The organism is Pseudomonas alkylphenolica, from assembly GCF_000746525.1.
Classification (GTDB): domain Bacteria; phylum Pseudomonadota; class Gammaproteobacteria; order Pseudomonadales; family Pseudomonadaceae; genus Aquipseudomonas; species Aquipseudomonas alkylphenolica.
This window is the reverse complement of record NZ_CP009048.1, coordinates 4927189-4947142: the sequence shown is the minus strand read 5'-3', so window position 1 is coordinate 4947142 and position 19954 is coordinate 4927189. Positions and strand designations below refer to the sequence as shown.

Annotated in this window: 18 protein-coding genes and 2 pseudogenes; 14 read left to right on the top strand and 6 right to left on the bottom strand. The window is 61.3% G+C overall.

Annotated features, from left to right (window positions below; translation table 11 throughout):
* Positions 1-47 precede the first annotated feature (47 nt).
* From PSAKL28_RS22715 to PSAKL28_RS22680, 8 genes are all read left to right on the top strand, one after another.
* Positions 48-1655, top strand: a complete 1608-nt coding sequence (locus tag PSAKL28_RS22715; RefSeq protein ID WP_038614678.1) for a response regulator — start codon at positions 48-50, stop codon at positions 1653-1655.
* Complete coding sequence (locus PSAKL28_RS22710; protein ID WP_038614677.1) at positions 1652-2344, top strand: sensor histidine kinase; 693 nt, start codon at positions 1652-1654, stop codon at positions 2342-2344. The genes PSAKL28_RS22715 and PSAKL28_RS22710 overlap by 4 nt, the downstream gene beginning before the upstream one ends.
* Positions 2345-2580: 236 nt before the next feature.
* A complete protein-coding gene (locus PSAKL28_RS28040; RefSeq protein WP_038614676.1) occupies positions 2581-3279 on the top strand; it encodes a hypothetical protein in 699 nt (232 codons plus the stop codon).
* Positions 3280-3288: 9 nt separating this feature from the next.
* Entirely contained in the window at positions 3289-4125 is an 837-nt protein-coding gene (locus PSAKL28_RS22700; RefSeq protein WP_038614674.1) for a DUF6502 family protein, read from the top strand.
* Positions 4122-5831 carry a DUF5666 domain-containing protein gene (locus PSAKL28_RS22695; RefSeq protein ID WP_038614673.1) on the top strand — a complete coding sequence of 570 codons (1710 nt, stop codon included), beginning with the start codon at positions 4122-4124 and terminating at the stop codon, positions 5829-5831. Before PSAKL28_RS22700 ends, PSAKL28_RS22695 begins: the two co-directional genes overlap by 4 nt.
* A 91-nt stretch (positions 5832-5922) precedes the next feature.
* Positions 5923-6672, top strand: coding sequence for a hypothetical protein (locus PSAKL28_RS22690; RefSeq protein ID WP_038614672.1), 750 nt, complete (start codon positions 5923-5925; stop codon positions 6670-6672).
* 112 nt (positions 6673-6784) lie between these two features.
* Entirely contained in the window at positions 6785-7429 is a 645-nt protein-coding gene (locus PSAKL28_RS22685) for an MBL fold metallo-hydrolase (protein WP_038614671.1), read from the top strand.
* Positions 7430-7525: 96 nt separating this feature from the next.
* The gene (locus PSAKL28_RS22680; RefSeq protein ID WP_038614670.1) at positions 7526-8221 is read left to right on the top strand and encodes a YiaD family glycine zipper/OmpA-like lipoprotein; all 696 of its coding nucleotides are present in this window, start codon (positions 7526-7528) and stop codon (positions 8219-8221) included.
* A gap of 144 nt (positions 8222-8365) precedes the next feature.
* Here the strand turns inward: PSAKL28_RS22680 and PSAKL28_RS22675 are convergent, their stop codons facing one another.
* The 4 genes and pseudogenes from PSAKL28_RS22675 to PSAKL28_RS28345 all read right to left on the bottom strand — a co-directional run.
* Complete coding sequence (locus tag PSAKL28_RS22675) at positions 8366-8950, bottom strand: hypothetical protein (protein ID WP_038614669.1); 585 nt, start codon at positions 8948-8950, stop codon at positions 8366-8368.
* 153 nt (positions 8951-9103) lie between these two features.
* Entirely contained in the window at positions 9104-10006 is a 903-nt protein-coding gene (yihG, locus tag PSAKL28_RS22670) for a 1-acylglycerol-3-phosphate O-acyltransferase, YihG family (RefSeq protein ID WP_038614667.1), read from the bottom strand.
* A gap of 2 nt (positions 10007-10008) precedes the next feature.
* Positions 10009-12105, bottom strand: a complete 2097-nt coding sequence (gene pta / locus PSAKL28_RS22665) for a phosphate acetyltransferase (RefSeq protein WP_038614665.1) — start codon at positions 12103-12105, stop codon at positions 10009-10011.
* Positions 12106-12297: 192 nt separating this feature from the next.
* Positions 12298-12414: pseudogene (locus PSAKL28_RS28345) on the bottom strand (DUF3565 domain-containing protein); the annotation flags it as partial.
* On the opposite strand from PSAKL28_RS28345, the gene PSAKL28_RS22660 reads away from it, so the two are divergent.
* The 3 genes from PSAKL28_RS22660 to PSAKL28_RS22650 all read left to right on the top strand — a co-directional run bounded on the left by PSAKL28_RS22660 (position 12383) and on the right by PSAKL28_RS22650 (position 14763).
* Positions 12383-12868 (top strand): FKBP-type peptidyl-prolyl cis-trans isomerase, encoded by a 486-nt coding sequence (locus PSAKL28_RS22660; RefSeq protein WP_038614664.1) that lies wholly within the window; start codon positions 12383-12385, stop codon positions 12866-12868. The pseudogene PSAKL28_RS28345 and the gene PSAKL28_RS22660 sit on opposite strands and share 32 nt — an antisense overlap.
* A gap of 154 nt (positions 12869-13022) precedes the next feature.
* Positions 13023-13505, top strand: coding sequence for a glutathione peroxidase (locus PSAKL28_RS22655; protein ID WP_038614663.1), 483 nt, complete (start codon positions 13023-13025; stop codon positions 13503-13505).
* Between the two features lie 154 nt (positions 13506-13659).
* Positions 13660-14763 (top strand): NADH:flavin oxidoreductase, encoded by a 1104-nt coding sequence (locus PSAKL28_RS22650; RefSeq protein WP_038614662.1) that lies wholly within the window; start codon positions 13660-13662, stop codon positions 14761-14763.
* On the opposite strand, the gene PSAKL28_RS22645 is transcribed toward PSAKL28_RS22650, so the two are convergent.
* Positions 14732-15949 carry a glycosyltransferase family 4 protein gene (locus PSAKL28_RS22645; RefSeq protein WP_038614661.1) on the bottom strand — a complete coding sequence of 406 codons (1218 nt, stop codon included), beginning with the start codon at positions 15947-15949 and terminating at the stop codon, positions 14732-14734. The genes PSAKL28_RS22650 and PSAKL28_RS22645 overlap by 32 nt on opposite strands.
* Positions 15950-16126: 177 nt before the next feature.
* On the opposite strand from PSAKL28_RS22645, the pseudogene PSAKL28_RS28645 reads away from it, so the two are divergent.
* Positions 16127-16897 (top strand): annotated as a pseudogene (locus PSAKL28_RS28645) (PAS domain-containing protein); the annotation flags it as partial.
* A 12-nt stretch (positions 16898-16909) separates the two neighbouring features.
* A complete protein-coding gene (locus PSAKL28_RS28640; protein ID WP_371262010.1) occupies positions 16910-17443 on the top strand; it encodes a methyl-accepting chemotaxis protein in 534 nt (177 codons plus the stop codon).
* 112 nt (positions 17444-17555) lie between these two features.
* Here PSAKL28_RS28640 and PSAKL28_RS22635 read toward each other — a convergent pair whose 3' ends face one another.
* Complete coding sequence (locus PSAKL28_RS22635) at positions 17556-18896, bottom strand: amidohydrolase (RefSeq protein WP_051939543.1); 1341 nt, start codon at positions 18894-18896, stop codon at positions 17556-17558.
* 116 nt (positions 18897-19012) lie between these two features.
* Here PSAKL28_RS22635 and PSAKL28_RS22630 point away from each other — a divergent pair, with 116 nt between their 5' ends.
* On the top strand, positions 19013-19954 hold the full coding sequence (locus PSAKL28_RS22630; RefSeq protein WP_038614658.1) for a LysR family transcriptional regulator: 942 nt from the start codon (positions 19013-19015) through the stop codon (positions 19952-19954).

Genomic DNA, 19954 nt, shown 5'->3' with positions numbered 1-19954 from the left:
TGAGGTCTGTGCATCCTTTTTTATATTTGCCATGTCAGGTTTCGTGGATGCAGGTCTACAGCCATAAAAGTTTTCTGATCGTCGATGATTTCTCGGACTTTCGCAGTTCGGCGCGCTCCATGCTGCGCGAGCTGGGCGTGCGTGATGTCGATACTGCCGATAGCGGTGAGCAGGCCCTGCGTATGTGCGCGCAGAAGCGTTATGACTTCATCCTCCAGGACTTTCACCTGGGCGATGGCAAGAAGAACGGCCAGCAGGTGCTCGAAGACCTGATCCTCGACAAGTTGATCAGCCATGAGTGTGTGTTTCTCATGGTGACCGCCGAGACCAGCCAGGCGATTGTCCTCAGTGCCCTGGAGCATGAGCCGGATGCCTACCTGACCAAACCGTTCAACCGCATCGGGCTTGCTCAACGCCTGGAAAAGCTGGTGCAGCGCAAGACCTTGCTCAAGCCGATCCTCCAGGCCCTGGACCGTGGCCGCCCGGCCGAAGTGCTGGCGGCCTGCGCCGAGCTGTGCAAGAAGGACCCGCGTTTTGCGCCGTTGTGCTTGCGCTACCGCGCCGATGCGTTGCGTGACCTGAATCGTTATGACGAGCTGGAAAAGTTCCTCTCCACGATCATTTCCAGCCGGGCCACGCCGTGGGCTTACGCCGCTCTGGGCAGCCTGCTGTACAAGCGCAATCAGATTTCCCAGGCCCAGGGTGTGTATGAACAGGCGCTCAAGGCTTTCCCGATGATGCCCGGCCTGTATGACGGGCTCGCTGAGGTGCTGGTCGCTCAAGGGGAAGGCAAACGTGCCCAGGGCGTGCTGGAAGAAGCGGTGCGTCTGTCGCCGCTGGCGGTACGCCGGCAGATGATGCTGGGCAAGCTGGCGCTGAACAACGATGACTACGACACCTCCTCGAAGGCTTACCGGCATGCGGTCAGCCAGGGCCAGAGCTCACGTTACAAGGACCCGGAGAGCAATCTGGGTCTGGTCCAGGCGCTGATGAACAAGAATGCCGGCAACGGCCTGGATGCGCGTACCCGGGTTGAGATCAACACTGTGCTCAGTGAGGTGGCCAAGGAAAACGTCGAGGACCAGGGCTTGCAGGTCCGCGCCCGATTGATGAAAGCGGCCAGCCTGCAACAGGCCGGCGACGCTGAAACCGCGGCCAAGCTGACCGAACAGGCCATGGCCCGTCTGGACAAGATGGAGCAGTTCTTCTCCGTCGAAGCGGCATTGGTGGTGGCGACCCAGTTGCAGCAGCTCGGCCAGGAATCGGCCGGCACCTCGATTCTGAAAAACTGTGTGGAAACCTACGGTGATGACCCCAAGGTGATGCAGAGCGTGGCGCGTCTGACCGACGATCCGGCGGTGCTGGGGGCGGTGACTGAAGCCGTCGACCTCAACCGCCAAGGGGTGCGCAGCTATCAGGGTGGGCAGCTCAGCGAAGCCCTGGGACAGTTCCGCCGTGCCCTGATGCTGCAGCCGAAGAACATCAGCATCGCCCTCAACACCGCCCAGGCCTTGCTGCGCATCGGTGGTGAAACACCGCCGCCAGCAATCATGGAGGAATGCCGCGCCTGTCTGACCTGTGTGGCTGGTATTCCCGAAAGCGACAGTCGCTATGACCGTTACCGCAAACTGCACATCCGGGCTTTTGGCGCATGAACCAGGACAATCAGGGGCTGGATTTCTCCACGGTGATCGCCTCCACCGTGCATGACATGAAAAATTCCCTGTCGGCGCTTACCCAGGCCCATGGCCAGTGGTTGGCACGTCTCCCGCAGGATCTGCGTGGCAGTAGCGAGCAGGGGGTGTTGGAGTACGAAGTCACCCATCTAAATGGCATGCTCGTGCAATTGCTGGGGCTGTACAAACTGGGCGTCAATCAGTTGCCGATGTGTCCGGATTATCACGAACTGGACGACTTCATCGAGGCGCAGCTGGCAGCCCAGCAGAACTTGCTGCAGCACCGCGATATCCTCGCCAGCTGGCGTATCGAAACGGCCAGTCCGCTGGGCTTCTTTGATCGCGAACTGGTCAGCTCGGTGGTCGCCAACGTCCTCAACAATGCCATGCGCTATGCCGGTCACACCTTGCTGATCACGGTGAGTGACGAAGACGAGCAGCTGTTGCTGAGCATCAACGACGATGGCCCGGGTTTTCCGGCGCGTATGCTCGAGCGCCAGCACGACTACGTGCAGGGCATTGAGGCGCAGAGTGGCAGCACGGGACTGGGGCTGTACTTTGCCGCGCGGATTGCCGCCTTGCACGAGCGCAACGGGGTAAAGGGGCGGATCGAGATCGCCAATGGCGGGGCGTTGGGCGGGGGCTTGTTCAGGCTTTATCTGCCGTGAGCCATTGATCGCGGGGCAAGCCCGCTCCCACCGGGGATACACCGAACCGGTGGGAGCGGGCTTGCCCCGCGAAATATCTTCCACTGGTCGGCTTTCCACTGTGTTGCTTGAATCCCTGGGTGAAGGGGTCTAGTTTTTTCATGTGGGAAAATTTCCCACAAGATAAAAATACAAAGATACCCAACGATTTCCGGCTTGATATTGCGTTTCTCACGGTAATGACCAGGAGACGGAAGATGCAGACTCATCGGCTGTTCAAGAAGGCTCTACTGGCGCTGGCCATCGGCGGCGTGCTGTCGGCCTCCCTCGTTTTGATCCCCGATTCGATTACCCAGAGTTCCAGTGCCTACGCCAAAGATGGTGGCGGTGGTGGTGGAGGTGGTCACGGTGGAGGTGGCGGTGGCCACGGCGGTGGCGGCGGTGGCGGCCACGGTGGAGGTGGCGGTGGTCACGGCGGTGGCGGCGGTGGCGGTCACGGAGGCGGTGGTGGTCATGGCGGCGGCAACGGTGGCGGTCACGGTGGTGGAAGCGGAGGTTCAGGCGGCCATGGTGGAAGCGGCAATGGTGGTGGCCATGCTGGCAACGGCAGTGGCAGCAGCAGTGGCAGCGGTCATAGCGGCAGCAGCCATGGCGACGCCGGCACGGGCCAGGCCGGCAACTCGAACTCCGGGCGCAGCAGCAACCATTCAGAGCCTGGCGATGATCATGGCAATCATGTCGGTGGTGAGCCCGGCGATGACCATGGCAATCATGTGGGCGGTGAGCCCGGCGATGACCATGGTAATCATGTTGGCGGCGAACCTGGCGACGACCGTGGCAATCATGTTGGCGGTGAGCCTGGTGATGACCGTGGTAATCATGTGGGTGGCGAACCGGGTGATGACCGTGGCAATCACGTCGGCGGCGAACCAGGTGACGACAACAGCAGGAGCTGATTGACTGCAATGCACTCGCCCACACTCCCTCCTTCGTTGCTGAGCGCTTTGCGACGGGTCATGCGTCCCCTGGTACGCCTGATGCTTCGCAAAGGCGTCACCTATACGGTGTTCGCCGATTTGCTCAAGGAGGTATTCGTCGATGTGGCTGATCGCGAGTTTCGTCTGGACGACAAAGCGCCGAGCGACAGCCGCATCAGCCTGCTTACCGGGGTCCATCGCAAGGACGTCAGGCGTCTGCGCAAGGAGGACGACACGGCGAGCATGGCATTGCCGGAGAACATCACCTTGGGCGCGCAGCTGGTTAATACCTGGACCAGCAACCAGCCGTTCTGCAAGGCGGCTGGCCAAGCGCTACCGCTGCCGCGACTGGCAAGTGTTGGCGGTGATGTCTCCTTTGACGCGCTGGTGGCGCAGGTCAGCACGGACATCCGCGCGCGGGTAGTGCTCGACGAATGGTTGCGCCTTGGCGTGGTGCGGCTTGATGAACAGGATTGTGTGCACCTTGAGGCCCAGGCATTTGTGCCGCAGAAGGGCTTTGACGAAAAAGCCGCCTACCTTGCCCATAACCTGCACGACCATGCCAGCGCGGCGGTGCACAACCTGACCGCGCAAGGGCAGCCTTTCTTCGAACGCAGCGTGCACTACGACGCACTGAGCCCAGCCAGCGTCGAAGTGCTGCGTGAAACGGTAGCCAGTGAGGGGATGCAGACCTTGCTCGGTTTCAGTCGGCTGGCCGCCGACCTGGAAAACGGCGATCTATCGAGCCTCGATCCACGCCAGCGCATCACCATCGGGCTGTATTTCTACACTGAGCCTAATTCGCCGACGGCGCCTCCTCCATGATCTCGCCACTGCGCCGCTTTCATGCTGTCGCCCTGGTCCTGGGTTTTGTGTTGAACCTGGGGGTTCCCTCATGGGGGAACGCAGCACCGGTGTGTGTCAGTCGCGATGAAATCGGCATGACCGACACTGCGGGCCTGCAGTTTCCGGGCGGTATCGGTGGTACCGGGGCGCGGCCGGGCGGCATGGGTGGCACCGGTATCCAGAGCGACAATGGCGGGGTTGGTGGTAGTGGTGCGCCGATCCAGCAGCGGCCCGGTGGAACCGGCGGTACGGGAGCGCCGATCAGGGCGCCGGGCGGTACCGGTGGCACCGGTATCGTCGGCACCATCACCGGGTTTGCCTCGATCTGCGTCAATGGCATGGAAGTGCATTTCGGCAAAGACGTCCCCGTGAGCGAGAACGGCGTCGCCGCCAGCAGCGACCATCTGGCAATCGGGCAAGTGGTTGCCGTGGAGTCTTACCCTAGCAAGCGAGGCCTGGAGGCTGGGCGTATCGCGATCCTGAACGTCTATGAAGGGCCACTGACAGCGCTGGCGAATGCTGCGTCGCCACTGCGGGTCATGGGCCAACCGGTGCATCTGGCCAAGGATGCGCGGGTTGCCACGGGGCTACGTCCGGGCGAACCGGTCAGGGTCAGCGGGCTACGCAACGCCAGTGGTGAGGTGGTGGCCAGCCGCATCGAGCGGGCACCGGACCTCAAGCAGGCCAGCGCCATCGGCGCGATCGATCGCAGCGGTAGTCTGCAGGGCTTGAAACTGGGGAGCCGGGTGGCGCCTGCGCAGGAGGTGCTTGTCCGTGGTCAGTGGTCCGGTCGCCAGTTGGAAGTCGCCCAGAGCCGGCCTGACCCGAGCCTGCCATTCGCCGGCCGGGTACGTGAGGTGGTGATCGAGGGCCTGGTGCAAGGCCGGCAAGATCAGCGCCTGGTGGTCGGCGGCTTCAATGTGACGGTGGCGCGCGACACGGTGGTTGTCGGCGAGCAGCCTTCCAGGCTGGCACTGGATCAGCGCGTACGGGTAAGCGGGGTGCTCAGTGGTGCACGAGAGGTGCGGGCGACCCGGGTCGAACTCCACAGCGAGCGCGCCGATACCTCTGGCAGGGACCATTCAGGACGCAAGAGTGGCACGCACGATGACAGTGAACAGCGTGAGCACACCTCAGGTAGCTCCAGCGACGACAACAGCGGTCACGGTGGTGAGGTGCGCAGCGACGAGAGCCACGGTGGCGGTCGTGAAGATAGCGGGAAGTCTGAGGCTGTGGATAACTCAGGCAAATCGGAGCGCGTTGAGAAAGCCGAGCAACCCGAGAAAGAGGACAACAGCGGGCGAGCCGACAAGGTCGAGAAAGTAGAGAAAGACGAACGGCCAGAGAAAGTAGAAAAGGCCGAGAAAGTCGAAAAGCCTGAAAAGGTGGAGAAGGTCGAGAAAGTCGAACGACCTGAAAAAGTGGAGAAGGTCGAAAAAGTCGAACGACCTGAAAAAGTGGAGAAGGTCGAGAAAGTCGAGCGGCCTGAAAAAGTGGAGAAGGTCGAGAAAGTCGAACGACCTGAAAAAGTGGAGAAGGTCGAGAAAGTCGAAAGGCCTGAAAAAGTGGAGAAGGTCGAGAAAGTCGAAAGGCCTGAAAAAGTGGAGAAGGCCGAGAAAGTGGAAAAGCCTGAGAAGGTTGAGAAGACCGAGAAGGTGGAACGCCCGGAACGATCCGGTCGTTAGCCTCAAACCGTGAGGCCAACCTGCATCCCGCGAATAAACAACTAGGCTGGGAAAGTCCGACAGCGTTTGCCTCCGAGACCTTGAGGTGAAGATGAGACCCACGCTTACTCTGTTTACCGGCCTGCTTGCCAGCATCTGCGTACCGGCCGTGGCCGACACTTTCAGCACGGCCATTGGCCTCGATTACTCAAGCGGCGACTATGGCACCGAGACCACCTCGGAAATCTGGTACGTGCCAGTGGTAGGCAAGTACGAAACCGGCCCCATGACCTACAAAGTCACCGTGCCCTGGCTGCGCATCACCAACCCTGAAGTCGGGCCGGATGGCGATCCATTACCCGGTGGCTGCCGGGATGTGGAAAGCGGCCTGGGCGATACGGTCGCCAGCGCAGGTTATGCGTTGCTCGACGGCAGTGAGGGCGGCGTATTGGTGGATCTGATTGGCAAGGTCAAATTTCCCACCGCGGATGAAGACCAGTGCCTGGGCACCGGCGAAACCGACTATTCCGCCCAGGTCGACCTCGCCAGGACGTTTGGCCCGGTGACCGGTTTCGCTACCCTGGGCTGGAAAAAGTTCGGCGATCCGCCCGATAGCGATTTCGACGACCCGGTATTTGCCAGCCTCGGCTTTGCTACCCCTGTGGCAGTGCGTACCACGGCAGGTGCGTCCTACGACTGGCGGCAGAAAGTTGTCTCCACGGGATCGCAAATCCAGGAGCTCACGCTGTTTGTCACCCATAAGCTCAACCAGCAATGGAAGGTCCAGCTGTACGCGGTCAAGGGCTTTTCCGACGCCAGCCCGGATGCCGAGGGTGGGTTGATGGTCTTTCACGCGTTTTGATCGAATGCAAAGTAAGGATCCACATTGATCTGCGTCAGTTCGCTCGTCGTACTATGCTCGCCCACGTTTACCTGTTGCGCCAGAATGGGCCATCAACCGTCAAGGAACCTCCATGGAATCCGGAAAACCCTCGCTCATCCGCGAAACCTTCCCCGTCGGCCCGTTGCAGTGCAATTGCACCATCATCGGCGACCCGATCAGCAAAAAGGCCATCGTCGTCGATCCGGGTGGTAACCATGAGCAGATCCTCGCCCGCCTGGATGCGCATGGCCTGAAGGTGGTGAGCATCATCCATACCCACGCGCACCTGGATCATTTCCTGGCCTCCGGGCAACTGAAGGAAAAGACCGGTGCCACGTTGCACCTGCACAAGGACGATCAGTTCCTCTGGGACAACCTGGAAATGCAATGCCAGATGTTCGGCGTGCCTTACACGCCTGTGCCCTCGCCAGACCGCTGGCTGGCCGATGACGAAGAGCTGGCCTGTGGCTGCGGGGTGGCGCTGCACACGCCGGGGCACACGCCGGGCTCGATGAGCTTCTGGTTTGCCGATGCCAAGCTGCTGATCGCCGGCGATACCCTGTTCCGTCGTGGCATTGGTCGCACTGATTTGTGGGGCGGTGATCAAGCGACCATCGTACGTTCGATCAAACAGCGCCTGTACAGCCTGGATGAGGACGCCACCGTGGTCACCGGGCATGGCCCGGATACCCGTCTGGGCGATGAGATGCGCCAGAACCCCTTTGTGCGTGCCTGAGATTTCAGGGAATTATTTTGCTTTTTTACAATCCAAGGCTGGCACAGAACCGCAATCGGTCTGCCTGCACTTTCGAATTACAGTAGGAGCTTGTCCATGTTCACCATGCGTCGTTTGACTATCGTCGCTACCGTTGCCGCCCTGATGACTGGTTGTGCGGGCCAGAGCCCGTACGACAGCCAGGGCCAGGCGCAACAAGGCTCCACCGGGATGAGCAAAACCGCCAAGTACGGTGGTCTGGGTGCGCTGGCTGGTGCCATTGCCGGTGCGGCCATCGATCACGACAACCGTGGCAAAGGCGCACTGATCGGTGCCGCCGCCGTCGGTGCCGCAGCTGCCGGTTACGGCTACTACGCCGACAAACAGGAAGCCGCCCTGCGTGCGAGCATGGCCAACACCGGTGTCGAAGTACAGCGTGAGGGTGACCAGATCAAGCTGATCATGCCGGGCAACATCACCTTCGCCACCGATTCGGCGAACATCGCCCCAAGCTTCTACTCGCCGCTGAACAACCTGGCCAACTCCTTCAAACAGTACAACCAGAACACCATTGAAGTGGTCGGCTACACCGACAGCACCGGCAGCCGTCAGCACAACATGGACCTGTCGCAGCGTCGTGCACAGTCGGTGGTCTCTTACCTGACCTCCCAGGGCGTCGATGCCAGCCGTGTGAGCGCCCGTGGCCAGGGCCCGGATCAACCGATTGCCAGCAACGCCGACGCCAACGGCCGTGCGCAGAACCGTCGGGTAGAGGTCAACCTCAAGCCGATTCCAGGTCAGCAGTACCAGTAAGTTTCGACCGATGTAAAAAGGGGAGCCAGCTGGCTCCCCTTTTTTTTGGGTTATTGTCGGTAGGAGCGGGCTTGCCCCGCGATGCGATGGCATTGAGCAACCGCAATCGCGGGGCAAGCCCGCTCCTACCGAAGCCCGTTCCTGTTAGCTTTCGTGGCTGGTAGTGATTTTCAGCACATCGGTGTAGATCAGGTCGACCGTCTGGCCAACCTTGAGGTTTTTCATCCGCGCCTGCAGCTCCGGATCTTCAACTTTCACCACCTTTTGCGGGCCTTCTGGCGGCAGCAGGGTGACTTCGTGGGTTTTCAGGTCGATCTTGGTGATTTTCGAGGTGATCTTGATCTGGCGGAACGCTTCGCCACCCGGGGTTGGGTTGTCTTTGGTGGCACGGATCACGCCGGCTTCCTTGCTGGCACCGGGTTCACCGCCGACGGTGGTATCGAGCACGGTCGCCACCGAGCGGGTGACATGTACGTTGACCTGATCGCCGACCTTCAGGTTGCCGAGGGCCTTGGCCTGTTCGGAAAGCTGGATCGGTACCTGGCTGTCATTGGGGCCGGCGACGGTAACCAAGCGCTTTTCCATATCAATGGCGAGGACTTTGGTGACTACATCGTCTTCAATGGCGGTGCCACCGATCAGAATGTCTTGCGCCTGTACCGAGAAACTGGCTGCAGTCATGAGCGAAGCAAGGGCGATGGCGTGGGTCAGGGTGCGCAGCGGTTTCATAGGCATTCATTCCGTGTGATGACTGATGAGAAACATCGTGGGGAAGAGCATAGATGCTGGCGGGGGATTCGGGGGACGCTAGGTGATTTTCTGTTGATCTGACTCAGTCCCAAGGAGAAGAAAGTTTCCCCTTGGGCAGAGTTTGTGCATCGATCAGGCCGGCGTGTTGTGTTCAAGACGCTCGAGCAGGGCGTCCTTGTCTTGCCACAACTGGTTGATCCATTGCTGGAAAGCCAGGCGATAGGCTTCATCCTGGTCGTAGTTCTTGCCCAGAAACTCTTGCGGGATCGCCAGTTCTTCCAGGTGCACAACGATGTGCTTCACCCGCCCGCAGAGCAAATCCCAGAATCCTGGCGCACCCGCCGGGTAGTGAAGGGTGACGTTGACGATCGACTGCAATTGCTCGCCCATCGCATCCAGTACAAAGGCAATTCCTCCGGCCTTGGGTTTAAGCAGGTGCTTGTAGGGCGATTGCTGCTGGCGATGCTTGGCCGGGGTGAAGCGCGTGCCTTCGGCGAAGTTGAAGATGGCCGTGGGCTTGCCGCGAAATTTTGCACAGGTGCGACGGGTGGTTTCCAGGTCTTTGCCGGCTTTTTCCGGGTGCTTGGCCAGGTACGCCTTGGAGTAGCGTTTCATGAACGGAAAGCCCAGCGCCCACCAGGCCAGGCCGATCACCGGTACCCAGATCAGCACCTGCTTGAGGAAGAACTTCAGCGGGCGGATGCGGCGGTTGAGCACGTACTGCAACACCAGGATATCGACCCAGCTCTGGTGATTGCTGGTGATCAGGTAGCTGTGCTGGTAATCCAGCCCGGCCAGGCCTTCGACCTGCCAGCGTGCCTTGCCCAGCAGGTTGATCCAGGCGTTGTTGTTGCTGATCCAGGCTTCGTGGATATGGCGCATCAGTTCATCGGTGACCCGCTGCGCTGCCGCGAACGGCAGGCACAGCTTGAACAGGCTGACGATGAACAACGGGGTGCAGCAGACAATGGTGTTGAGCCCCAGCAGCAGCGAGGCAATCACCCCGCGCAGTGGCGCGGGTAGCAATCCGAGCATGTTCAGCTATCCAGTGAGCGGTTGGCCTGAATCGCGGTCAGGGCAATGGTGTAGACGATGTCGTCGACCTGGGCGCCGCGCGGCAGGTCGTTGACCGGTTTGCGCAGGCCTTGCAGCATCGGCCCGAGGCTCACGCAATCAGCGCTGCGTTGCACCGCTTTGTGGGTGGTGTTGCCGGTGTTCAGGTCGGGGAAGACATAGACGGTCGCGCGCCCTGCCACCTGGCTGTTGGGTGCCAGTTCCCGGGCAATCTCCAGGTTAGCGGCGGTGTCGTACTGCAACGGGCCGTCGATCTGCAGGCTGCGTTGGCTTTCCTGGGCCAGCAGGGTGGCTTCGCGGACTTTCTCCACCTCTTCGCCACTGGCCGAGTCGCCGCTGGAATAGCTGATCATCGCCACCCGTGGGGCGATGCCGAAGGCTTCGGCGGAGTCGGCACTTTGCAGGGCGATTTCCGCCAGTTCGCTGGCGGTAGGGTGCGGGTTCATCACGCAGTCGCCGTACACCAGTACCTGTTCGGGGAACAGCATGAAGAATACTGACGACACCAGGCTGCAGCCCGGCGCGGTCTTGATCAGCTGCAGGGCCGGGCGGATGGTATTGGCAGTGGAGTGAACCAGACCGGAGACCAGGCCATCGACCTCATCCAGGGCCAGCATCATGGTGCCGATCACCACCGGGTCTTCCAGTTGCTGTTCGGCCATGGGGGCGTTGAGGCTCTTGCTCTTGCGCAGTCTGACCATCGGCTCGACATAGCGTTCGCGGATCAGGTCCGGATCAAGAATCTCCAGGCCTTCGGGCAAGGTAATGCCCTGGGCGCGAGCCACGGCCTGAACGTCGTCGGGCTTGGCCAGTAGCACACAACGGGCGATGCCGCGGGCCTGGCAGATGGCGGCGGCCTGCACGGTCATCGGCTCGGCGCCTTCAGGCAGGACAATGCGCTTGTTGGCTTGCTGGGCGCGCTGGATCAACTGATAGCGGAACACGGCTGGCGACAGGCGCAGCTCGCGCGGCGTGCCGCAGCGCTGGTGCAGCCAGTCGGCATCCAGGTAGCTGGCGACGAAGTCGGTAATGATTTCCGCGCGTTCGCGGTCATCCACCGGAATTTCCTTGTTCAGCTGGTTCAACTGGTTAGCCGTGTCGTAGGAACCGGTGCTCACCGACAGGATTGGCAAACCGGCCAGCAGCGCGCCTTGGCACAGTTCGAGAATGCGCGGGTCAGGCTTGCTGTCGCTGGTCAGCAGCAGCCCAGCCAACGGTACGCCGTTAATCGCCGCCAGACTCACGGCAAGGATGATGTCGTCGCGGTCGCCCGGCGTTACCACCAAGGTGCCGGGCTTGAGCAGCGGCACGGTATTGGCCACGGTACGGGCACAGATGATGATCTTGTTCATCCGCCGCTGTTCGTAATCACCAGCGTTGAGTACCTGGGCACCGAGCAGCTCGGCCACATCGCGAGTACGCGGGGCGTTGAGGTCGGCCTGATAAGGAATACAGCCGAGCAGGCGGAAATCATCGCCGCGCAGCAATGGTGAGTGTTCTTTCAGGCGTTCGGCGAACACGCTCATGCTCTCGTCGGTGCGCACCTTGTTGAGGATCACACCGAGTACTTTCGGGTCTTTCGGGCCGCCGAACAGCTGGGCCTGCAACTCGACCCGGCCGGAGAGCTCGGTGAGCACTTCGTTTTCCGGGGCCGACACCAGGATCACCTCGGCATCCAGGCTCTTGGCCAGGTGCAGGTTGACCCGGGCGGCATAGCTGGCGTGACGGGTCGGGACCATGCCTTCGACGACCACCACGTCCTTGCCGATGCACGCTTGCTGGTACAGGGTGATGATTTCTTCGAGCAGCTCATCGAGCTGGCCATCGCCGAGCATGCGCTCGACATGCGCCAGGCTCAACGGTTTGGGCGGCTTGAGGCCATGGGTGCGGGCGATCAGCTCGGTGGAGCGCTCGGGGCCGGTATCGCCGGGGTGCGGCTGGGCAATCGGCTTGAAGAAGCCGACTTTCAGCCCGGCGCGCTCAAGGGTGCGCACCAGGCCCAGGCTGATGGAGGTCAGGCCGACACCAAAGTCGGTCGGCGCGATGAAAAATGTCTGCATGCGAGCTTCTCGAAATGAGCTGTGCAAAAAGAATCAATTGCCAAGGGTATCGCTATCGGCACTCTGCCGGTAGCGGCTAATTTCGGTGGGAGCGGGCTTGCCCCGCGACAGGATGTGTCTGACAGATTGCAATCGCGGGACAAGCCCGCTCCCACAGCAAGCCCGCTCCCACCGACAGCCTGGTGCAGAGTCCCGTTTGTCCGGGTTGCGTTCGCTTTCAGGCGATGCGTTGGTTACACTTATGGGCTCTACATTCTTATGCAAAAGGTCTCGCCCCATGCTGATCGCCGCCAACAAGGCTGTCTCCATCGACTATACCCTGACCAACGACGCTGGTGAGGTCATCGACAGCTCCGCCGGCGGCGCTCCGCTGGTCTACCTGCATGGCGCAGGCAACATCATTCCAGGCCTGGAAAAAGCCCTGGAAGGCAAATCTGCCGGCGACGAGCTGGAAGTTGCCATCGAGCCGGAAGACGCTTACGGCGAATACCTGGCCGAACTGGTCAGCACCCTGAACCGCAGCATGTTCGAAGGCGTCGATCAGCTGGAAGTGGGCATGCAGTTCCACGCTTCCGCGCCTGATGGCCAGATGCAGATCGTGACCATCCGCGATCTGGACGGCGACGACGTGACTGTCGACGGTAACCACCCGCTGGCCGGTCAGCGCCTGAACTTCAAGGTCAAGGTTGTCAACATCCGTGACGCCAGCGAAGAAGAAGTAGCCCATGGCCACGTCCATGGCGAAGGTGGCCATCACCACTGATTTTCTGCGCTAAGCTCAGAAAGTCGCGAAGGCGCCCGGGCAAGACCGTCGCATTCCAGTAGGGGAGGACGGCTTGGCAGGGCGCCTTTTTAATGGGCTGGTGTTACTGATTGCAGCCCGCAGCGGCAACCGGGATCTGGAGAGGGAATACGTCATGAGTGCATTTCACGACCTGAAGTTGCAGGCGCTGAATGGCCAGGAGTTGCCTCTGGCGCCGTTCAAGGGCCAGGTGGTGCTGGTGGTCAATGTCGCCTCCAAGTGTGGCCTGACCCCGCAATACGCGGCACTGGAAAATCTGTATCAGCAGTACAAAGGCAAAGGTTTCAGTGTCCTGGGCCTGCCGTGCAATCAGTTTGCCGGGCAAGAGCCGGGCACTGAAGATGAAATCCAGCAGTTCTGCAGCCTGAACTACGGTGTGAGCTTCCCGCTCAGTAGCAAGCTGGAGGTCAATGGCGCCGAGCGTCATCAGCTGTATCGCTTGCTGGCCGGGGAAGGCGCGGAGTTTCCTGGCGACATCACCTGGAACTTCGAGAAGTTTCTGGTCGGCAAGGATGGCCGGGTGCTGGCGCGCTTCTCGCCACGTACTGCGCCGGATGATTCGACCGTGGTGACGGCGATCGAAAAAGCGTTGGCTTGATGGATCTATCGCGGGGCAAGCCCGCTCCCACAGGGTGACCCTGTGGGAGCGGGCTTGCCCCGCGATGCTGTAAAATCACTCAAATCAATAGTACTGGGCCACGCTAACGGCTCACCCTATCCTCAGGCGCATTCCTACTTCCCTGGAGCGCCGCATGTCCGCCACCGCACTGTTCACCCCTTTTCAACTGGGTACCCTTGAGCTGCCAAGCCGTGTGGTCATGGCACCGATGACCCGGACCTTCTGCCCCGGCGGTGTACCGCATGCCAAGGTCGTCGAGTACTACCGTCGTCGTGCCGCCGCAGGTGTCGGCCTGATCATCACCGAAGGCACCACAGTCGATCACAAGGCCGCCAACGGCTATCCGAACGTACCGCGCTTCCATGGCGAAGACGCCTTGGCCGGCTGGAAAAAGGTCGTGGATGCCGTGCATGCCGAAGGCGGACGCATCGTTCCGCAACTCTGGCATGTCGGCAGCGTGCGCCGGCTGGGTACCGAGCCGGACGCCAGCGTGCCGGGCTATGGCCCCAGCGAGAAGGTCAAGGATGGCCAGGTGGCGGTCCACGGCATGAGCCGCGACGATATTCGTGAGGTGATCGAAGCCTTCGCCCAGGCCGCCCGCGATGCTCAGGCCATCGGTATGGATGGGGTGGAGATCCACGGCGCCCACGGTTACCTGATCGATCAGTTCTTCTGGGCGGCCAGCAACCAGCGTACTGACGAATACGGTGGCGATCTGGCCGGACGCTCGCGTTTTGCCAATGAGCTGATCCAGGCTGTGCGCGCCGCCGTCGGCCCGGATTTCCCGATCATCTTCCGTTTCTCGCAGTGGAAGCAGCAGGATTACAGCGCTCGCCTGGTGGAAAGCGCCGAGGCGCTGGGCGCGTTCCTGCAGCCGCTGGCCGAAGCGGGTGTGGATATCTTCCATTGCTCCACCCGACGCTTCTGGGAGCCAGAGTTCGAAGGCTCCGAACTGAACCTGGCCGGCTGGACCCGCCAGCTCACCGGCAAGCCGACCATTACCGTCGGTAGCGTTGGCCTAGACGGGGAGTTCCTGCAGTTCATGGTTGCCACCGACAAGGTGGCGCAGCCGGCCAGCCTGGAGAACCTGCTGACGCGCCTGAACAATGATGAGTTCGATCTGGTGGCCGTGGGCCGCGCGCTGTTGGTCGATGCGGATTGGGCGGCCAAGGTTCGCGATGGCCGGGAACAGGACATCCTGCCGTTCAGCCGCGAGGCGTTGACGACTCTGGTTTGATCGTCAGGGCTGCCGGGGGCAGGCGCGCGATGTTGCTCTGGCCCTGGCGGCAGGCATCCAGCAGGTGGCTTTCGAACTGCTCGACAATCGCGGGCCAGCCTTGGCGGCTGGCGTGTTGACGAGCATTCAGGCGTACCCGACGCAGCGCTTCGGCGTCTTCCACCAGCCAGTTGCAGGCGTCGATAAACGCGTCCTGGTCACCCGGCATGGCCAGCGCACCGCTGTGACCGTGGCGGATGTGCTGGGCTGCGGCGGCTTGATCGTAGGCCACCACGCCCAGCCCTGAGGCCAGTGCTTCGAGCACTACACTGCCGAAGGTTTCGGTCAGGCTGGGGAACAGGAAAATGTCTCCCGAGGCGTAGTGTTCGGCCAACGCTTCACCCCGTTGCGCACCGCAGAACAGGGCGCCAGGTAACTGTTGCTGGAGTGCGCTGCGCTGTGGGCCGTCGCCGACCACAATCAACTTGATCCGTCGCTGTGGATAATTTTGTCGTGCAGCCTGCAGGCATTGCTGGAGCACACCGAGGTTCTTTTCCGGCGCCAGGCGTCCGACATGCAGCAGGGCGATATCATCATTTTCCAACCCCCACTGTTCCCGTAGCGTCTGGCTTCGTCTACCCGGGTTGAACAGTTGACTGTCAACGCCGTGGCCCAGCAGTGTCAGGTTGTCGAACCCGCGCCGTTGCAGTTCAAGGCGCTGGCTGACGCTGGGCACCAGCGTGGTGTGCGTGCGTCGATGAAACCAGCGCAGGTAATGTGTGAGCATCCGAGTCAGCAGCCCGAAGCCGTAGTCGCTGGCGTACTGATGAAAGTTGGTGTGAAAGCCGCTGACCACGGCAATGCCCAATCTGCGTGCTGCCCGCAGCGCACTCAAGCCCAACGGCCCTTCGGTGGCGATGTACAGCACATCCGGGCGCTGCCGGCGCCAGCGGCGGATCAGCTTGTGCATCGACACCTGTCCCCACTGCAATCCCGGATAACCGGGCAACGGCCAGCCGCGGCACAGCAGTTGCCATTGATTACCGGCACCCAACGGATCGCCAGCCTGGCGCGGGCGCACCAGTTCGACCCGATGGCCACGCTGGAGCAAGCCTTCGCTCAAGCGGCCAAGGGTATTGGCCACGCCATTGATTTCCGGTGGGAAGGTATCGCTGATCAGCGTGATATGCAGGGTGGGTGCGCTCATGAACAGCAGTTTCAGTGCCTGCGATTGCGCTGCCGTGACGCATTCGTGACTGATTTGTGACGCCCGATTTACGGCGTCTCTGGATGAAAATATTTCCCATGGATGTACTCAAGAATGTCTGACAATCAGCCGATGCAGAAGCATTCGAATGATTGATTCCGCTCCAGGAGAGCGTTGATGTTCAACAGCAAACTGAAACAAGAAAACCTCCGTCTGCGCGAAGAGCTGCTGTCCATGGAGCAGGTCAAGAGCAGCCTGGATAGCGAGATGCTGGTATTGCAGCTTGACCCCCAGGGGCGGGTCGAATCGGTCAACAGCAACTTCGAGAAGGAGATGCTGTACAGCAGCCATCAACTGATCGGGCGCAATATCGAAGAGATCGTTCCGGTCCACGTCAAACAGCTGGATTTCTACCAGCGCATGAAGACTGCCATCACCCGTGGTGAGCATCTCAACGGGGCGTTTCGACTGCTCCGTGGCAATGGCGAAGAGGCGTGGCTGCGCTCGATTCTGCAGCCGGTCAAGAGCAGCGAAGGGCGTCTGAAATACTTCACCCTGCATTCCAGCGACCTGACCCGCACCATCGAAAGCTCGCGTGAACATGAAAGCCTGATCAAGGCGCTGATGCGTTCCACCGCAGTGATCGAGTTCAACCTGCAGGGCGAAGTGCTGGCCGCCAACGATCGCTTCCTGCAGACCATGGGTTATCGCCTGGAGCAGGTGGTCGGCAAGCACCACCGTCTGTTCTGCGATCCGGAGGAGTACAACTCCCCGGCCTACCAGGCGTTCTGGGACCAGCTGCGCCGTGGGGAATTTGTTGCCGCGCGCTTCAAACGGGTGGATGCCCATGGTCGCGTGGTGTGGCTGGAGGCCTCCTACAACCCGATCATCGACGCCCATGACGTGCTCTACAAAGTGGTCAAGTTCGCCACCGTGATTACCGATCAGGTCAATCAGGAAATGGCCGTGGCCGAGGCTGCGGATATTGCCTACAGCACTTCGCTGGAAACCGACAGCAGCGCACGCAGCGCCACCGCAGTGGTTACCCAGACTGTGGAGGTGATGCGCGGCCTGGAGACTTCCATGCAGGAGGCGGCCAACGGCATCGAGGCGCTGGACAAGCAATCGCAGGTGATTGGTTCGATCATCAAGACCATCAGCGACATTGCCGGCCAGACCAACCTGCTGGCCCTGAACGCCGCTATTGAAGCGGCTCGTGCCGGTGAGCAGGGCCGTGGGTTTGCCGTGGTTGCCGACGAAGTTCGCCAGTTGGCCTCGCGCACCAGCACCGCCACCGAGGAAATCGCCCGCGTGGTGCAGCAGAACGAACAACTGGCCAAGGCCGCCGTGGATATCATCGACAGCAGCAAGCGTCAGGCCGAACAGGGCCTGACCCTGGCCGGACAGACTGGCACGGTGATCGTCGAAATCCAGGACGGGGCGAAGAAAGTGGTCAATGCCGTGGGGCAGTTCTCCAGCAAGTTGGGTAGCTGATAGCCGCAGCGGGTGGGAACACTCTCGGTGGGAGCGGGCTTGCCCCGCGATTGCGGTCTGTCTGCCAGATCGTAATCGCGGGGCAAGCCCGCTCCCACAAGGGGGACTGACCTCAGAGCGGCTTGTTGAAGAATGCGCTCAATGTCGCGGTAACCGCCCGTGCCCCCGTGGTGATAGCGGGCAGCTCAACGACAAAGCCAGGCGTGTGGTTCATCGCCTCTGGCAGTTGTTTCCTTTCGACCAGATTCTTGTACACGTCGGGCTTGCCCGAACCCACCTCAAGGAACAGCACCTTGGTATCCGGGTAAGGACTGGCGAGCATATGGAAGTCCTCCGAGCCCATCAGTGGCGGCATGCCAGGCAGCACCTTGTCGGCACCGAGCTGCTGCACCAGTGCCGCCTGGGCCAGCTCGGTCTGCGCCTTGCCGTTGAATACCGGAGTGGCATAGCCCTTCATGGTGTATTTGGCCTGGTAATCGGCCGGCATGTCGTTCATCACCAGCACGCCGCTGGTCACCGATTTGATGCCTTCTATCATCCGCTCGCGAACCTGTGCGTCGTACCAGCGCAGGTTGAGTTTGAGCGTGGCACTGACCGGGATGATGTTGTTATTGACCCCGGCCTGAAAGGCGCCGACGGTGAGTACCGCAGGTTTGGATTGATCGACCATGCGGCTGATGATGGTCTGGTAGCCCATGACCGCCATGGCTCCCATCACCACCGGGTCCTTGGTCACATGCGGGGTCGATCCGTGCCCGCCGATGCCAGGCAGCTCGACGTCGATCTGGTCGGTGCCGGCCAGGCGCGGCCCTTCGCGCAGGCCGACGCTGTCCGCCGGGTAGACCGGCGACACATGCGCGGCCAGCAGTACGTCAGGCTTGGGGGCAAAGTCGTAGAGGCCGTTATTGACCATGGCGGTGGCGCCTTCAAGGATCTCCTCCGCCGGCTGTGCGACCAGTACCAGTGTGCCTGACCATTGGTCCTTGAGCTGGCTCATGACCTTGGCCACCTCGATCAACCAGGTGGTATGCGCATCATGGCCGCAGGCATGCATCACCGCCTGGCTGGGGTTGCCGAGCCAGGGTGTGACCTTGCTGCTCTGATAGGGCAGGCCGGTGGCCTCTTTGATCGGCAGGGCATCCATGTCGGCGCGGTACATCACCACCGGCCCCGGGCCGTTGCGCAGGATACCCACCACGCCAGTGGTACCTATCGCCGTCTTCACCTCAAAACCCTGCGCTTGCAGGGCCTTGGCCACCAGCGCGGCGGTTTCCTTCTCCTGGAAGGCCAGCTCCGGGTTGCGGTGCAGCTGTTTGAACAGCTCGATCATCTGCCCTTCATCCTGTTTTACCAGGGTGTCGATGCGGGTGTTCAGGTCGGTTGGCGCAGCGTGTACCGAGAGGGCACTGAAACAGGCAAGGGCAAGAATGCTCGGGCGAAGAGGCAAAGGCATGGCGTAAATCCTTGTACGGATAATTATTGTTCTGAAGGTGCTGTGTTGCATGGGCAATCAAGTCTGTGTATCTATGCCTGGTGCGTCCAATGCAAAAATAATCAAGGATTGATGCAGTGACCGAATCAATAGACCTGAAGCGAATCCGTCATCTGGTGTTGCTCAGTGAGGAGTTGCACTTCTCCCGTGCGGCCGAGCGGGCCAACCTGTCGCAGACCGCCTTCAGCCGCAGCATTCAGTCGCTGGAAGCCGATCTCGGGGTACGCCTGTTCGACCGTGACACCCGTTCGGTGATGCTCACCGCCGCCGGGCGGCAACTGTTGGCCAGCGGGCGGGAACTGCTTGGTTGTGCCGGGCGGCTGCTTGCCGAGGCCAATCACATTGCCCAGGCAGAAGGCGGCGAGTTGAATTTCGGTGCCGGCATGATGGCGGCCAATCTGTACCTGCAGGATGCGCTGACCGTGCTGCGCAAGCGTCTTCCCAAGCTGGTGATGAAGGTCGAGGTCAATCACTGGAATCAGCTGGTGCAGCGTCTGGAGCAGGACCAGATCGAATTCTTCGTCGCCTATACCTGCGACCCGGCGCGCCAGTCCGATCCGCGATTCGATATCACCCCGTTGCCGGCGGTGCCTGCTTCAGTGTTCTGCCGGGGCGATCACCCACTGATTCAGCACAGGTCAGCACCCAGCCGCCAGCAGCTTCTGGACTATCCGTGGAGCTCGGTGCTTTTCGATGAGATAGCGCCGGCGCGCTTGCGTGAACTGTTGGGATTGGCTGAAGGCACGGTCGCGCCATTGGACCTGGGCTGCAATGACTTGCAGTTGTTGCGCGGGACGACGCTGGGCAGCGACGCGTTGCTGTTTACCTGGCGAGCCTGGCTGGAAGAGGATCTGCGCACGGGGGCGATCCGTGATCTGGGAGCGTTGCTGCAGCCCGGTTTTCCCGGTGGCCGCTGCAGCATCGCCAGTGCCATTGTCTGTCACGCCGGACGAACCTTGTCGCCGATTGCGCGGCAGGCCATCGAGCTGATCAAGACGGCGGCTGACCGGCCGCAGTGA

Excerpts from the sequence above, each read along its gene's own strand:
- PSAKL28_RS22715 (WP_038614678.1), top strand. The coding sequence starts at position 48 with ATGCAGGTCTACAGCCATAAAAGTTTTCTGATCGTCGATGATTTCTCG.
- PSAKL28_RS22710 (WP_038614677.1), top strand. The coding sequence starts at position 1,652 with ATGAACCAGGACAATCAGGGGCTGGATTTCTCCACGGTGATCGCCTCC.
- PSAKL28_RS28040 (WP_038614676.1), top strand. The coding sequence starts at position 2,581 with ATGCAGACTCATCGGCTGTTCAAGAAGGCTCTACTGGCGCTGGCCATC.
- PSAKL28_RS22700 (WP_038614674.1), top strand. The coding sequence starts at position 3,289 with ATGCACTCGCCCACACTCCCTCCTTCGTTGCTGAGCGCTTTGCGACGG.
- PSAKL28_RS22695 (WP_038614673.1), top strand. The coding sequence starts at position 4,122 with ATGATCTCGCCACTGCGCCGCTTTCATGCTGTCGCCCTGGTCCTGGGT.
- PSAKL28_RS22690 (WP_038614672.1), top strand. The coding sequence starts at position 5,923 with ATGAGACCCACGCTTACTCTGTTTACCGGCCTGCTTGCCAGCATCTGC.
- PSAKL28_RS22685 (WP_038614671.1), top strand. The coding sequence starts at position 6,785 with ATGGAATCCGGAAAACCCTCGCTCATCCGCGAAACCTTCCCCGTCGGC.
- PSAKL28_RS22680 (WP_038614670.1), top strand. The coding sequence starts at position 7,526 with ATGTTCACCATGCGTCGTTTGACTATCGTCGCTACCGTTGCCGCCCTG.
- PSAKL28_RS22675 (WP_038614669.1), bottom strand. The coding sequence starts at position 8,950 with ATGAAACCGCTGCGCACCCTGACCCACGCCATCGCCCTTGCTTCGCTC.
- yihG (WP_038614667.1), bottom strand. The coding sequence starts at position 10,006 with ATGCTCGGATTGCTACCCGCGCCACTGCGCGGGGTGATTGCCTCGCTG.
- pta (WP_038614665.1), bottom strand. The coding sequence starts at position 12,105 with ATGCAGACATTTTTCATCGCGCCGACCGACTTTGGTGTCGGCCTGACC.
- PSAKL28_RS22660 (WP_038614664.1), top strand. The coding sequence starts at position 12,383 with ATGCTGATCGCCGCCAACAAGGCTGTCTCCATCGACTATACCCTGACC.
- PSAKL28_RS22655 (WP_038614663.1), top strand. The coding sequence starts at position 13,023 with ATGAGTGCATTTCACGACCTGAAGTTGCAGGCGCTGAATGGCCAGGAG.
- PSAKL28_RS22650 (WP_038614662.1), top strand. The coding sequence starts at position 13,660 with ATGTCCGCCACCGCACTGTTCACCCCTTTTCAACTGGGTACCCTTGAG.
- PSAKL28_RS22645 (WP_038614661.1), bottom strand. The coding sequence starts at position 15,949 with ATGAGCGCACCCACCCTGCATATCACGCTGATCAGCGATACCTTCCCA.
- PSAKL28_RS28640 (WP_371262010.1), top strand. The coding sequence starts at position 16,910 with ATGGCCGTGGCCGAGGCTGCGGATATTGCCTACAGCACTTCGCTGGAA.
- PSAKL28_RS22635 (WP_051939543.1), bottom strand. The coding sequence starts at position 18,896 with ATGCCTTTGCCTCTTCGCCCGAGCATTCTTGCCCTTGCCTGTTTCAGT.